Source organism: Actinomyces sp. Z16, assembly GCF_003111765.1.
In the GTDB taxonomy this organism is placed as follows: domain Bacteria; phylum Actinomycetota; class Actinomycetes; order Actinomycetales; family Actinomycetaceae; genus Actinomyces; species Actinomyces glycerinitolerans.
This window is the reverse complement of sequence record NZ_CP027862.1, coordinates 1,480,014-1,494,904: the sequence shown is the minus strand read 5'-3', so window position 1 is coordinate 1,494,904 and position 14,891 is coordinate 1,480,014. Positions and strand designations below refer to the sequence as shown.

Below are 14,891 nucleotides of genomic sequence, written 5' to 3'. Positions count from 1 at the left end.
CCCGTGACCGTTCCCGGTGTTCCCGTCCTGCCCGCGCAGCCGCGGCCGGGCCTGCGCCCAGATCCGGACTGGTTCCGCACCGCGGTGTTCTATGAGGCGCTGTTGCGCTCCTTCGCGGACTCCGATGCCGACGGCGTCGGTGACTTTCGCGGCCTGACCTCCCGACTGGACTACCTGGCCTGGCTGGGTGTGGATGCGATTTGGATCCCGCCCTTCTACCCCTCGCCCATGCGCGACGGCGGCTACGACATCGCCGACTACACCGGCGTCGATCCCCGCTACGGGACCATGGACGACTTCCGTGTCCTGGTGGCGTCCGCCCACGAGCGGGGCATCCGCATCGTGATCGACATGGTGCTCAACCACACCTCCGCCGCCCACCCCTGGTTCGAGGCGTCCCGCCGCGACCCGGACGGCCCTTACGGGGACTTCTATGTGTGGGCCGACGACGACTCCGGTTACGCCGATGCCCGCATCATCTTCGTGGACACCGAGCGCTCCAACTGGACCTACGACGAGGTGCGGGGTCAGTACTTCTGGCACCGCTTCTTCTCCCACCAGCCGGACCTGAACTACAACAACCCGGCCGTAGTGGCCGCGGTGCACGAGGTGGTGCGCTTCTGGGCGCGCACCGGGGTGGACGGGTTCCGCCTGGACGCCATCCCCTACCTGGTGGAGGAGGAGGGCACCAACTGTGAGAACCTGCCGGGCACCCACCGCTTGATCGCCGGGCTGCGCGAAATGCTCGACCGGGAGTTCCCCGGCACCATCACCATCGCGGAGGCCAACCAGTGGCCGGCCGACGTGGTGGCCTACTTCGGCAGCCCGGACGCGCCCGAATGCACCATGTGCTTCCACTTCCCCGTCATGCCGCGTATCTTCTCCGCGCTGCGCGAGGGCACGGCCACCGCGATCCGCGACGTGCTCCGGGAGACTCCGCCGATCCCGGCGCACGGCCAGTGGGGCACCTTCCTGCGCAACCACGACGAGTTGACCCTGGAAATGGTCACCGAAGCCGAACGCGAGCGCATGTACCGCTGGTATGCGCCGCAGGACCGCATGCGCGCCAACGTCGGTATCCGGCGGCGTCTGGCCCCGCTGTTGGGAGACTCGCGGGCCGAGCTGGAGCTGGCCCATGTGCTGCTGCTGTCCCTGCCCGGCTCGCCCTGCCTGTACTACGGCGACGAGATCGCCATGGGCGAGGACATCTGGCTGCCCGACCGGGACGCCGTGCGCACCCCCATGCAGTGGGACCGCTCGGCGAATATGGGCTTCTCCGCCTGCGCGGACCCCGCCGCGCTCACCCTGCCGCTGATCGACGCCGACGACTACGCCGACCGCTGTGTGGCCGACGCCCTGGCGGACGCCGACTCGCTGCTGCACTTCCTGCGCCGCGTGCTGCGGGTGCGGCGCGAGCACCCGGTGTTGGGGCGCGGGGACTTCCAGCTGCGCGAAGTATCCGACCCTGCCGTCCTGGCGCATACTCGCACCGAGGACCCCGCGGCCGCCGGCCGGGAGGCGGGCCAGACGCTGGTGTGCCTGGCAAACCTGGCTGACCGCCCCGTCGAGGTGGGCGTGGAGTTGCCCGAGCTGGCCGGGTGGGCCACACGCACCGTGCTGGCGACCCGCCCGCATGCCGCACCACCCGCCGTCGACACCCGGGGGAGGCTGACGGTCACGCTGCCGGCGCGCGGCTACTGGTGGCTGGCCGCCGCCCCGAACCGTGAGGAGGAGAGATGAGCAACCCGATGGTTACCGGACGGGCCGCCCCGGCCTGGCCCGATGACGCCGCCCTGCTGGCGGCGCTCGCGGACTGGATGGGGCAGCGCCGTTGGTATCCGCTCAAGGGCGAGCCGGCCGGCGGGCCGCTGCGAATCGCGGGCCGCTGGGAGCTGGCCGACGGCGTGCGCGACCTGCTGGTTGCCGTACCCCGTGGGGAGGGGACGCCGGTGCTGGTGCATGTGCCACTGGTGCTTGAACCAGCCGCCGCACTGGCCGGCTTCTCCACCGCCGGGGAGGCGGCCGGCAACGAGGGCTTCGTGATGCCCGGGCCCGACGGCGAGCCGGTGGCGCTGGTGGACGGCGCCCATCACCCGCGCTTCTGGCGTGCCTGGGCCAACTCCGCCCTGGACGCCGGCACCACCCTCGGGGACAACGGGGCGCTGGCCATCGCCGAGCGCGCCGAACGGTTGCGGGTGACCACCGGCGAGCAGTCCAACACCTCGGTGGTTATGCCCGCCCCCGGCGATGCCCCGGCGGCGGGAGACGCCGACGCCGCCACCGGCGACCTGATCGTGAAGCTGTTCCGGGTGCTCGCGCCCGGCCGCAACCCGGACGTGGAGGTGTCGGTGGCGCTGGCCCGCGACGACTGGGACCGGGTACGTACCCCGGTGGCGTGGACGACGCTGACCTGGGCCGATGCGGACGGCGCCGAGCACACCGCGGATGCGGGCGTGGCCTGTACCTTCGTACCCCGCGCAGACGACGGCTTCGAGCTGTTCTGCGCGCTCGCCGCCGCCGATGACGCCGGCCCGCAGCGCGAGCGGGCCCTGGCCCTGGCGCGGGACCTGGGCGACACCACCGCCCAGATGCACACCCACCTGGCCTCCGCCCTGGGCGCCACCGCGCCGCCCGCCCCCACCGAGTTGGCCGCGGCGCTGCGCGCGCGGGCCCACTGGGCGATGGACGAGGTGCCCGAGTTGGAGAGCCGGCTGCCGAGCCTGCGCGCACGTGTGGAGGCGGTACTGGCCGAGCTGGCGGCACTGGACCGGCTGGAGCCGGCTACCCGGGTACACGGCGACTACCACCTGGGTCAGGTGCTGCACGCCGTCGAGGAGGACCGCTGGTATGTGCTGGACTTCGAAGGCGAGCCGCTGCGCCCGCTGGCCGAGCGCAGCCGCCCCGATCAGCCGCTGCGGGATGTGGCCGGCATGCTGCGCTCCTTCGACTACGCGGCCGAGGTGGGCCACGCCACCCACCCCGACTGGTTGGGCGCGGTGCGCGGCGCCTTCCTGGACGGCTACTGGTCCGCCGCCCCGACGTCGGCCCCCGCCCAGGCCGCCCGACCCGGCCGCCGGGAGACCACGTTGCTGAACGCCCTCGAACTCGACAAGGCCCTGTACGAGGCGGTCTATGAGGCGCGCAACCGCCCCGATTGGGTCGCCATCCCGTTGCACGGGATCAAGATGATTCTGACCACCTGACCGTTCGTGTCTCGCGCCGCCCACCCGGCGGCGTGAGACATATTCGTCCACGCCGGGTTGCACCGGTATAAAGTCCCCCCTCAGCCGGTCACCGCATGGGAGAGTGAGAACATGACCGACGTCACCAGCCCCGAGCCCGCCCCCGAATCCAACGACGCCCCGCCGCCGCAGGCCACTGGCCCCACGCCAGTCCCCGTGGACCCCTGGGTCCTCGCGGATGTCGCCTACGGCCGCTACCACAATCCGCATGAGGTGCTTGGCGCCCATGTGGGCGCCGACGGCGTAACCATCCGCACTGTGCGCCACCTCGCCGACGCCGTCGTCGTGGTCACCCCGGAGGGTTCCTTCCCCGCCCGCCACGAGCAGGACGGTGTATGGGTCGCCGTCGTCCCCGGAGATGAGATCCCGGACTACCGCATCGAGGTGACCTACGGGGAGGAGACCATCACCGTCGACGACCCCTACCGCTTCCTGCCGACCCTGGGTGAGATGGACACCTACCTCATCTCCGAGGGCCGCCACGAGGAGCTGTGGGAGGTGCTGGGCGCGCACCTGAAGCACTACTCCGGCACCATGGGAGACGTCGACGGCGTCGCCTTCGCGGTGTGGGCGCCCAACGCGCGGGCCGTGCGCGTGGTGGGCGACTTCAACTACTGGGACGGCACCGCCTCCGCCATGCGCTCCCTGGGCGCCTCCGGCGTGTGGGAGCTGTTCATTCCCGGCGTGGGCGTGGGCGCCCGCTACAAGTTCGAACTGTGCTTCCAGGACGGCTCCTGGCACCAGAAGGCCGACCCCATGGCGCGCGCCACCGAGGTGCCGCCCGCCACCGCCTCCGTGGTCACCGACCGCTTCCACGAGTGGAACGACGAGGAGTGGATGTCCCACCGTGCGGTCACCGACCCGCACTCCGGACCGATGAGCGTGTACGAGGTGCACATCGGCTCCTGGCGGCAGGGCCTGGGCTACCGGGGCCTGGCCGACGAGCTGGTGCCCTACGTCAAGGACGCCGGCTTCACCCACGTGGAGTTCATGCCCGTGGCCGAGCACCCCTTCGGGGGCTCCTGGGGCTACCAGGTCTCCGGCTACTACGCCCCGACCGCCCGCTTCGGTACCCCGGATGACTTCCGCTACCTGGTGGACCAGCTCCACCAGGCCGGCATCGGCGTCATCCTGGACTGGGTACCCGCCCACTTCCCCAAGGACGAGTGGGCGCTGGCGCGCTTCGACGGCACTGCCCTGTATGAGGACCCGGACCCGCAGCGCGGCGAACATCCCGACTGGGGCACCTACGTGTTCAACTTCGGCCGCAACGAGGTGCGCAACTTCCTGGTGGCCAACGCCCTGTACTGGCTGGGCGAGTTCCACGTAGACGGCCTGCGCGTGGACGCCGTCGCCTCCATGCTCTACCTGGACTACTCCCGCGAGGAGGGCCAGTGGCACCCCAACCAGTTCGGCGGCCGGGAGAACCTGGAGGCGATCAGCTTCCTGCAGGAGGCCACCGCCACCGCCTACCGGAAGAACCCCGGCACGGTCATGATCGCCGAGGAGTCCACCGCCTGGCCGGGCGTCACCGCCCCCACCGAGTACGGCGGGCTGGGCTTCGGGCTGAAGTGGAACATGGGGTGGATGAACGACACCCTGCGCTACCTGGCCGAGGAGCCCATCAACCGCCGCTACCACCACGGGGAGTTGACCTTCTCCCTGGTGTACGCCTTCTCCGAGCAGTTCATCCTGCCGCTGAGCCACGACGAGGTCGTGCACGGCAAGGGCTCATTGCTGTCCAAGATGCCGGGTGACGCCTGGCAGGAGTTGGCCGGTCTGCGTGCCCTGTACGCCTACCAGTGGTCCCACCCCGGCAAGCAGCTGATGTTCATGGGGCAGGAGTTCGGGCAGGGCGCCGAATGGAACTCGGACAACTCCCTGGACTGGTGGATCCTGGACGATCCCGGTCACACCGGGCTGCTGCGGCTCGTCAGCGATCTGAACGCCTTCTACAAGGACTCCCCCGCCCTGTGGGCCGATGACTTCTCCCACCGGGGCTTCGAGTGGATCGAGGCCGGCGACGGCGACCACAACGTGCTGTCCTACCTGCGCAAGGGCACTGGGCCGGACGGGCGTTCGGACCTGGTGGCGGTGATCGTCAACTTCGCCGGCACCCCGCACGAGGGCTACCGGGTGGGCCTGCCCTTCGCCGGCGGCTGGGACGAGGTCATCAACACCGACGCTCCCGAGTACGGCGGCTCCGGCGTGGGCAACCTCGGGCACGTCGAGGCCGAGGAACTGCCCTGGAACGGCCGCCCCGCCTCGGTGCGGCTGCGGGTCCCCCGATGGGCGCCATCTTCCTGCGGCCGTCGCGGGACTGAGCCGCGAGCCGTCCCCGGGCCGAGGGCCTTGAGGCGGATGGAGGGGCCGGTGAGACATCTGGGTGTTTCACCGGCCCCTCCGGCGTACCAAGCGGCTTTTGCGCTCATGGGATGTAATGCTAGGGAGGGAGGTGAACATCCAGGCCGCGAAGTCTCCCGTGCCAATGCACGCTGCTGCGGCGCCAAGACACCCGGCCGCTCTGGAAATGTCGCGAGTCCGGCGCGACAGGTGGCTCGTCGTGAATCATTGGCTCTTCGTACTTGGGGCGGGGAGGGCTGATGGATAGTGGATCAGGCTGCGCTGGCCTGACGGTTCGTGTGCTGCGGTCGACGATTCGGCACTTCTTGCGACGCTTCGTGGGGTAGGTGTACGAACCGTCGTCGTTCATGCCGAATCGTTGGTGCTACCTGACGAACCGTCACCGGAACACACGAACCGTCCACCCCCGCCGCTCCGACGCCGCCCTCTACCGGCCCGGCATCGTCCCCGCCGGCCCGAGAACGTCCTCTGACCGACCAAAACGTCCTCATCAGCCCGAAACCCTCCCGAATGTGGAGGGTTTGGGGATGAAAAGGTCGTGTTCGGCAAACCGGCACCCGCCGAATACGACCTCATCCACCCGAAAACGACCTCCCACACCCGAACACGACCACCTGGCGGGCCGGCTCTTGTCGAACAGGGCCCCGAACCCGACCAACACACAACCAGCCACGCCCGCACCACCACACCCACAAACACCAACAGCCGGCGAATTCAGTCGTCACGCCTCTTTCGGAAGGAGCAGCATACAATGAACGCGGAACAATTGAAGCAGGCATGGGAGCTAGAAGAGCGCGTCGCCCATATTCACGGTTGGGACTTTTCCCATATTCACGGCAGATACACAGAAGAAGACGACCTGCCGTGGGAGTTTCGAGAGATCGTTCAGAAGTACCGGACAGACGACATGCAGCTGCTGGACATGGAAACCGGAGGCGGAGAGTTGTTGCTCTCCTTCCACCACCCCAACGAACGCACCGCGGCGATCGAGGGCTATCCGCCCAACGTGAAACTGTGCGAGGAAGTCTTGCTGCCCCTGGGGATCGATTTCAAGGAGGCCGACGGAGAAGAGAGACTTCCCTTCCCCGATGACAGCTTCGACATCATCACGAACCGACATGGGGCATACGACACCGCGGAACTGCGACGCACGCTAAGGCCGGGCGGACTATTCCTTACACAGCAGGTTGGCGCAGAGAACGACCAAGAACTGGTTCAGCTCCTTCTTCCCCATGTCAAGGAAGCACCATACCCCAAGCAATACCTTGAGGTGAGAACAGCGGAGCTCCTTGCGCAGGGCTTTGAAGTGCTGGAAGGCGGAGATGCTCGCCGACCGATACGGTTCTACGATGTGGGCGCGCTTGTCTGGTTCGCCAGGATCATCGACTGGGAGTTTCCCGGGTTTTCTGTTGACGGTTGCCTTGAACAGTTGTACGAGGCGCAAGAGGTTCTTGACAGGACCGGCGTAATCGAAGGCAGCATCCACAGGTTTTATATCGTGGCGAGGAAGACATCCTAACCAGTTCCAGTTCGCCATCAGGGGCCCTCACCTCAAGCGCCAACGCCGATGTTGCCATTCCCCACCTGTTCTCTCAGTGCCCAAGCTCACCACGTGCATCATCCTCACCACCTCGACCGCATAGCCCGCACCGTCGTCATCGCCGCCATCCACGAGCCACCCGCTTCGTGAGGCAATGCCCACGCTCTCCGGGAGGCAGTAAGCCCTGTATCATGAGTACCATCGCCGTATGCTGTCCTTGCTGCAAGATCCTTGCAGCGCTGTCCTGACGCCCACGTAAGGGAATAAAGATGTCGAAGATTCTCCCCAGCAGCGTGTCCTCCCAGGTGCGCTCAGTCTCCGGCCGTCCAGCCGAAGCCTCCACCCCCATGGAGGTCTGGCAGGGGCTGTCCGCCGCCGTCGTCGACGCCATCGCGGACGACTGGTACGCCACCGAGCAGAAGTACCGTGCCGGCAGGATGGAGCACTACTTCTCCGCCGAGTTCCTCGAGGGACGCGCCCTGCTGAACAACCTGACCAACCTGGGCCTGGTCGAGGAGGCCACCCACGCCGTGAACGCCTTCGGGCAGAACCTCACCGACGTGCTCGAGCAGGAGCCCGACGCCGCTCTGGGCAACGGCGGGCTCGGCCGTCTGGCCGCCTGTTTCCTGGACTCCTGCGCCACCCTGGACCTGCCTGTGGCCGGATACGGCATCCTGTACCGCTACGGGCTGTTCAAGCAGCTGTTCGAGGACGGGTTCCAGACCGAGCATCCGGACCCCTGGATGGAGGAGGGCTACCCCTTCGTCATCCGCCGCGAGGAGGCCCAGCGCATCGTCCGCTACAACGACCTGACCGTGCGCGCCGTCCCCCACGACATGCCCATCACCGGCTACGGCACCAAGAACGTCGTCACGCTGCGTCTGTGGCGGGCCGAGCCCATCGAGGAGTTCGACTACGACGCCTTCAACTCCCAGCGCTTCACCGATGCGATCGTGGACCGCGAGCGCACCGCCGACATCTCCCGCGTGCTCTACCCCAACGACACCACCTACGAGGGCAAGGTGCTGCGGGTGCGCCAGCAGTACTTCTTCTGCTCCGCGTCCCTGCAGGAGATCGTCGACAACTACGTCACCCACCACGGCGATGACCTGAGCGGTTTCGCCGACTTCAACTCCATCCAGCTCAACGACACCCACCCGGTGCTCGCCATCCCCGAGCTAATGCGCCTGCTCATGGATGAGCACCACCTGGGCTGGGACCAGGCCTGGGGAATCGTCACTAAGACCTTCGCCTACACCAACCACACGGTACTGGCCGAGGCCCTGGAGACCTGGGAGATGTCCATCTTCGACCGCCTGTTCCCCCGCATCGCGGAGATCGTCCGCGAGATCGACCGCCGCTTCCGCCAGGAGATGGCCGAGCGCGGCCTGGACCAGATGCGCATCGACTACATGGCTCCGCTGTCCGGCGACAAGGTGCGCATGGCCTGGATCGCCTGCTATGCCGCCTACTCCATCAACGGGGTGGCCGCGCTGCACACCGAGATCATCAAGCGCGACACGCTCAAGGAATGGCACGACGTGTGGCCCGAGCGCTTCAACAACAAGACCAACGGCGTGACCCCGCGCCGCTGGCTGCGGCAGTGCAACCCGCGCCTGTCCGCGCTGCTGGACGAAGTGGCCGGCTCCGACGCCTGGGTCAAGGACCTGTCCCTGCTCGCCGAGTACACCGATGCCGCCGACGACGCTCTGCTGGACCGCCTGGCCGAGGTCAAGCACGCCAACAAGGTTGACTTCGCGGCCTGGGTGGCCGAGCGCGAAGGCATCGAGATCAACCCCGACGCCATCTTCGACGTGCAGATCAAGCGCCTGCACGAGTACAAGCGTCAGCTGCTGAACGCGATCTATATCCTGGACCTGTACTTCCGCATGAAGGAGGACCCGTCACTGCAGGTGCCGCCGCGGGTGTTCATCTTCGGCGCCAAGGCCGCCCCCGGCTACATCCGCGCCAAGGGCATCATCAAGCTGATCAACGCCATCGCGGAGCTGGTGAACAACGACCCGGTGATCTCCCAGACCCTCAAGGTCGTGTTCATTCACAACTACAACGTCTCCCCCGCCGAGCACATCATCCCGGCCGCCGACGTCTCCGAGCAGATCTCCATGGCCGGTAAGGAGGCCTCCGGTACCTCGAACATGAAGTTCATGATGAACGGCGCCCTGACCCTGGGCACGCTCGACGGCGCCAACGTGGAGATCCTGGACGCCGTGGGCGATGAGAACGCCTACATCTTCGGCGCCACCGAGGACGAGCTGCCGGCCCTGCGGGCCACCTACAACCCGCGGGCCACCTACGAGTCCGTCCCCGGCCTCAAGCGTGTGCTTGACGCCTTCACCGACGGCACCCTGGACGACAACGGCTCCGGCTGGTTCGCGGATCTGCGCCGCAGCCTCCTGGGTGAGGGCAACGAGCAGGCGGACGTCTACTACGTGCTGGGTGACTTCGCCGCCTATCGCGAGGCCAAGGACGCCATGGCCGTCGACTACGCCGACCAGCGCGCCTGGCAGCGCAAGGCGTGGGTGAACATCACCCGCTCCGGCCGCTTCTCCTCCGACCGCACCATCAGCGACTACGCCAAGGTGTGGGGCATCGAACCGCAGCCGGTCGCCTGACGGCTTGCGTGCGGCACACGACGACGGCGCCCGCCCCCTTCGCTGGGAGCGGGCGCCGTTGGCGTGTGCCGGTAGACCACCGTTAACTCCGGCGGACCGCAGCGGATTGCTGCGAGTCGCGGTGGATCTCAGCGGATCGCGGTGGCTCCCGCATATCGCAGTGGTTGCCGGCGGATCCCGGCTGATTGCGGTGGGTGGATTACCGTCACCGGGCGTGGAGGTTCGGTGGCTCGCTTGATGGTTCGTCCCCTCGGGTCGACGATTCGGCACTACCGGCGACGGTTCGTACCTTCTAGTCAACGATTCGTACTTTCTTACGACGGTACGTACCCCTAGGTGCCTGTGCTGTCTCCACACTTCTGGGACGGTTGAGTCTCATGACTTCTGGGACGGTTGAGTCTCATGGGTTTTGGGACGGTTGGGAGCGGGGTGAGCGGGGTGGCCTGCTGATGATTCTGTTGGGTGGTTTGGAAGCGTTGATGGTGGCCCGGCTGTGGGTCTGTGCCTGGGTGGGCTGGGGCCAGGGAATCGCGGCGAAGTGTGTTCCGGCCTGGTCGTAAAGGTCCAGACGGGTGGGGTACTGGCGGAACTCGATTCTCTGGCCGGCCATGAAGGAACCGACGTAGATGATCCGGCCCTTGTAGGTCACGGTCCCGTTGCTCAGGGCCTGTCTGCTGGTGATGGCCGGGTCGGTGCTGGCTGCCTGCGGCAGGCTCAGCGGCACCGGCCCGGATAGCGCGTCAAGGTTGATCGGGGAGGGGTTGGGCAGGGCCCGGGGGACCTGGTGCCACACGCGTATGGGGGTTATGGCTATCCCCAGCCCCTGGTGCTGGCGCTCGGTGTTGTAGTAGGCGGTGAAACACTCCAGGCCGGTGTTGAGGTCCTCCAGGGTGGTGTAGGGGTGCGCTTCCAGCCACAGCTGGAGGGGCTTATGGGAGCTTTCGACCTTGCCCTGGGTCTGTGGGTGACCGATGGCGCCGCTGATCGGACGGATCCCCAGCGACGCGAGCCACCTCTCTGTCCGCCCGAATCCGGTGGTGCGGTGAGTGTTGAAAGCCCTGCCGTTGTCGGTCAGGATGGCTGCGGGCCGCCCCCAGGAGTCGAAGGCCTCGGACAGGATTTGGCGGGTGGCCTCATGCGTCTCCCCGCCCCAGGCCGCCTTGAGCGCCACCAGCACCCTGGAGCAGTCATCGATGACCTGGTAGATGGTCACCACACGCCCCTGGATGCGCCACTCGATACCGTCCAGCTGCCACAGCTCGTTAGCACTGGTACGCGTGAACCGCTTGAAAGACACCCGCGGGCGCTTGCGTGGCGCCGGAACCACCAGCCCCATGGCCCGCATGCGCCTGGCAATAGTCGCCCGCGACGGGGCCGGGTTGGCCCCCGCCCCGGACAGCACCCACCACACCGACCACGCACCCGCATCCTTCCCATCGGCAACCAGCTCCCGGCGTACCTGGGCGATACGCTCATCAACCCGCTCATCCCAACGGCGCGCCGGGTGCAGCGGCGCCCTGGAACGGGCGACCAGCGCCGCCCCCGGTCCCTCCTGCTTGGCCCGCTTACGGATCCGGTAGAACGAGGACTTCGAGACCCCCACCTGCCGGCAGAACTCCTCCACGCTCACACCCGCAACCCGCGAGTCAAACTCAATGATGCGCTGACGCTTGAACGGCGAAACTGCATAACCCATCCCCCAACCCAACCCCACCCACACCGCCCCAGAATCTCACTACTTCTGACACTCCCAGATGTCATGAGATCCAACAGTCCCAGAAGTCATGAGACAACACAGTACCCCTAGGTGCCGAACCGTCGTATAAAAGTACGAATCGTCGGTACTAAATGCCGAACCGTCAACCGAAGGTGCAAACCGTCAGCCCAGTGCCGCCGCCCCGCCGCTCCGTTGCGGCGGGGCGGCCTCAGTCTGGGAACGGGGCCAAGCCCCCGGGGTGCCTCAGGCGATGCCCGGGGCGGAGAAGGCCGCCTGGAAGTCGGCGGCGAACGCGTCCACGGCCAGCCCCACCTGCGGCAGGGCCAGCATGGCGTCCAGCACGTCGGCACCAATGGTCGCCGTGTGGGCGCCGGCGGCGGCCGCATCGGTGACTTGCTTGATGTTCTTGAAGCTGGCCGCCAGGATCCGGGTCGGCACCCCCTCACGGTCGATGTCCTGGCGCAGTGCGCGGATGACCGCGTACGGGTCCACGTCCGCATTGGACATGCGGTTGACGTACGGGGCGAGGTAGTCCGCTCCGGCCGCCGTCGCCAGCAACCCCTGCGCCGTGGAGTAGATGGCCGTCGCGGTCACGCGAGCCCCCTGGGCTTTGAGGCGCCGCATGGCCGGCAGTCCGGCCGCCGTCGTAGGAATCTTGATGAGGGTGGACTCCCCCACCAGCTCGCGGATGGAGTCGGCCTCCCGCAGCATGCCCTCGGTGTCCCGGGCGATCACCTGCACGTGGAGGTCCCGGTCCCCGACCAGCTCCCGGATGGCACGCAGGTCGCGCTTGAAGTCCGTCAGGCCACCGGCCTTGAGAATAGACGGGTTCGTGGTGACCCCGATGAGGGGGAAGGTGTTCAGGGCGCGCTCCACCCGGTCCAGGCGAGCATCATCGATGAGAAACTGCATCTCGGTTCTCCTTCCTGATCAGTTCTGAGCCGCGGGCGATTTCAGAGGGTCTGCTCGGTGCGGGCGATGATGTCGTCCTGGGTCTGCTTGGACAGCACCACGAAGAAGGCGCTGTAGCCGGCGACGCGGACGATCAGGTCGCGGTGTTGCTCGGGGTGCGCCTGGGCGTCTAGGAGCATGGCGCGATCAACCACGTTGTACTGGACGTGGAAGCCGTGGAGTCGGTTGAAGAAGGCGCGCAGCATGGCGATGAGCTTCGCCCGGTCCTCGGGAGCCGCCAGGATCTGCGGGTTGACCTTCTGGTTGAGTAGTACGCCGCCGGTGATGCGCTCGGTCTCCAGCTTGGAGACCGACTTGAACACGGCGGTCGGGCCGTTGACGTCGGCGCCGTGGCTCGGCGAGCAGCCCTCCGCGAGCGGCTGGCCGGCGTGACGACCGTCGGGGGTGGCCGCCGTGGAGGCGCCTTGAGGCACGTTCGCGGAGATGGACGAGGTGCCTGCGTAGTAGGTTCCGCCGATGGGGCCGCGCCCGTAGCGCGAGTTCTTGTACTTGAAGATCTCGTCGATGTCGGTGGCGTAGGCGCGCACGAGTAGGTCGTCCACGTAGTCGTCGTCGTTGCCGTACTTGGGGGCGGCCACCAGGAGCTTACGGATCCGCTCGCCCTCCTCTCCGGCGAAGTCGGACTGGAGAGCCTCCCACAGCTGGGCGCCGGTGATGGCGTGGTCCTCGAAGACGACCTTCTTGATGGCGGCCAGGGAGTCACCGAGGTTGGCGATGCCGACCTGGAGGCCGGAGACGAAGTCGTAGACGGCGCCGCCCTCCTTGAGGGTCTTGCCGCGGCCGATGCAGTCGTCCACCAGTCCGGAGCACAGCAGGTCGGGGACCTGGTGCTCTAAGGCGAGGTCGCAGGCAGCATCCAGCACGATGCAGTTGCGCTGGAACTCGCGGATGGTGGAGTCCCACGCGGACATGACCTGGTCGAAGGAGGTCATGTCCCGCAGGTGCCCGCAGGCCGGCGCCAGTCGGGTTCCGGAGGCGGGGTCGACGCCGTCGTTGAGCGCAACCAGAAGCGCCTTGGGGAAGTTGAGGAAGCTCATGCCGGTGCAGCGGTATCCCCAGCGGCCCGGGACGGCGACCTCGACGCAGCCGATCGCCGAGTAGTCGTGGGCGTCCTCGGGGGCCACCCCGCGCTCAATCAGCGAGGGGATGATGACCTCGTCGCTGTTGAAGGCCGGCATGCCGGTACCCAGCCGCATGAGCTCGATGGCCTCGTTCATGAAGTTGTCGCTCAGGCCGTGGTGGTAGCGCACGGTCAGGTTCGGCTGGGGCAGGTGGGTCTGCGCCACGGAGGCGATGATGAGGTAGGACAGGTGATTGACGGCGTCCGAGCCATCGGCGTGCTGGCCGCCGATGGTGACGTTCTGGTACAGGGGGCTGCCGGCGGAGAACCGGGTATGGCTCCAGGAGCGGATCTTGTTGACAGTGAAGGTCTTCAGCCACAGGTTGGTCAGCAGTTCGGTGGCGGAGGCATCGGTCTCACGGCCGGCCTCGAGGTCCTCACGCAGGAAGGGCCACAGGTACTGGTCCAGGCGCCCGTATGACAGGGAGTGGCCATTGGACTCGATCTGCAGGGCCACGTGCACGAGCCAGATCGACTGCACGGCCTCGTGGAAGGTGGTGGCCGGGTGCTCGGGAACAACCCGCAGCACGCGGGCCATCTCCCGCAACTCGGCCTGACGCTCCGGGGCGGTCTCGGCGGCGGCGAGCTGCTCGGCGAGGTCGGCGTAGCGGTGGGCGAAGGCGATGACGGCGTCGAAGACGACGATGAGGCTGCGGTAGAAGGGGGCCTGCTCGAGCTGTGCGGGGTCGGTCAGGTCCAGGGCGTTGAGCGCCTCCTGGGCGCGCCGCCGGTAGGTGGCCAGGCCGTCTGCCAGCAGGCGCCGGTAGTTGACGGCAATGTGGGCGTCCCCGGAGGTGATGTTGCCCTCGGGGTGGATGATACCCAGGTCGTAGAAGCGCTTGGCGTCCGCGGGCATGAGGGCCAGGGCGTGCTCCTTGAGGGTGCGGCCCCGCCAGAATGGGGCGATCTCCCGCAGCGTCTGCTTCGCCTCCTCGGAGATGGTGAAGCGGTCCCCGGGGCGCTTGTCGAACTCGTCGAGCTCGTCGATCACCCAGTCCATGGCGTATTCGGGCATGATGGGGGCGGCCCGGTTGGCGCTCGCCTGGTTGCCGGCCAGCCGAGAGGCGGGCTCGATGTAGATGGTCATCCGTTCAAGCACGTTCGTGAGCATGAGGGCTCGGACCATGTCCAGCGGCTGATCCGCGTTGTCCCGGTAGGTCTGCGTGGTGATGACCGCGCGTTCAACGCAGACACTGGGTTCGGTGTCCAGAATCTCCTCGCGCCAGGCGGCCATGCGGTCGGTGAGACCGCCGAAGTGGGGGCCGCCGAGGGCTGTGGGCGTGGATTGGGCAACGGTTGTCAT

7 protein-coding genes and 1 pseudogene are annotated in these 14,891 nt (G+C 67.5%); 5 read left to right on the top strand and 3 right to left on the bottom strand.

Going from position 1 to position 14,891, the window contains the following annotated elements; translation table 11 throughout:
* The first annotated feature begins 3 nt into the window (after positions 1-3).
* The 5 genes and pseudogenes from treS to C3B71_RS06140 all read left to right on the top strand — a co-directional run bounded on the left by treS (position 4) and on the right by C3B71_RS06140 (position 9,779).
* Complete coding sequence (treS, locus tag C3B71_RS06160; RefSeq protein WP_234416146.1) at positions 4-1,740, top strand: maltose alpha-D-glucosyltransferase; 1,737 nt, start codon at positions 4-6, stop codon at positions 1,738-1,740.
* Positions 1,737-3,203: a maltokinase N-terminal cap-like domain-containing protein gene (locus C3B71_RS06155; protein ID WP_234416145.1), complete on the top strand. Its 1,467-nt coding sequence runs from the start codon at positions 1,737-1,739 to the stop codon at positions 3,201-3,203. The genes treS and C3B71_RS06155 overlap by 4 nt, the downstream gene beginning before the upstream one ends.
* Before the next feature lie 111 nt (positions 3,204-3,314).
* A pseudogene (gene glgB, locus C3B71_RS06150) lies at positions 3,315-5,566 on the top strand (1,4-alpha-glucan branching protein GlgB).
* A gap of 791 nt (positions 5,567-6,357) precedes the next feature.
* Positions 6,358-7,125, top strand: coding sequence for a class I SAM-dependent methyltransferase (locus C3B71_RS06145; RefSeq protein ID WP_108966818.1), 768 nt, complete (start codon positions 6,358-6,360; stop codon positions 7,123-7,125).
* 290 nt (positions 7,126-7,415) lie between these two features.
* Positions 7,416-9,779: a glycogen/starch/alpha-glucan phosphorylase gene (locus C3B71_RS06140; RefSeq protein ID WP_108966816.1), complete on the top strand. Its 2,364-nt coding sequence runs from the start codon at positions 7,416-7,418 to the stop codon at positions 9,777-9,779.
* Positions 9,780-10,179: 400 nt separating this feature from the next.
* Here the strand turns inward: C3B71_RS06140 and C3B71_RS06135 are convergent, their stop codons facing one another.
* The 3 genes from C3B71_RS06135 to C3B71_RS06125 all read right to left on the bottom strand — a co-directional run bounded on the left by C3B71_RS06135 (position 10,180) and on the right by C3B71_RS06125 (position 14,891).
* Entirely contained in the window at positions 10,180-11,475 is a 1,296-nt protein-coding gene (locus C3B71_RS06135) for a DDE-type integrase/transposase/recombinase (RefSeq protein ID WP_108966214.1), read from the bottom strand.
* Positions 11,476-11,739: 264 nt separating this feature from the next.
* Entirely contained in the window at positions 11,740-12,408 is a 669-nt protein-coding gene (locus C3B71_RS06130; protein ID WP_108966814.1) for a fructose-6-phosphate aldolase, read from the bottom strand.
* A 41-nt stretch (positions 12,409-12,449) separates the two neighbouring features.
* Positions 12,450-14,891, bottom strand: a complete 2,442-nt coding sequence (locus C3B71_RS06125; protein ID WP_108966812.1) for a glycyl radical protein — start codon at positions 14,889-14,891, stop codon at positions 12,450-12,452.

Bases quoted from the DNA above. Each gene is read 5' to 3' on its own strand.
- C3B71_RS06140 (WP_108966816.1), top strand. From the start codon at position 7,416: ATGTCGAAGATTCTCCCCAGCAGCGTGTCCTCCCAGGTGCGCTCAGTC.
- C3B71_RS06135 (WP_108966214.1), bottom strand. From the start codon at position 11,475: ATGGGTTATGCAGTTTCGCCGTTCAAGCGTCAGCGCATCATTGAGTTT.
- C3B71_RS06155 (WP_234416145.1), top strand. From the start codon at position 1,737: ATGAGCAACCCGATGGTTACCGGACGGGCCGCCCCGGCCTGGCCCGAT.
- C3B71_RS06145 (WP_108966818.1), top strand. From the start codon at position 6,358: ATGAACGCGGAACAATTGAAGCAGGCATGGGAGCTAGAAGAGCGCGTC.
- C3B71_RS06130 (WP_108966814.1), bottom strand. From the start codon at position 12,408: ATGCAGTTTCTCATCGATGATGCTCGCCTGGACCGGGTGGAGCGCGCC.
- C3B71_RS06125 (WP_108966812.1), bottom strand. From the start codon at position 14,891: ATGACAACCGTTGCCCAATCCACGCCCACAGCCCTCGGCGGCCCCCAC.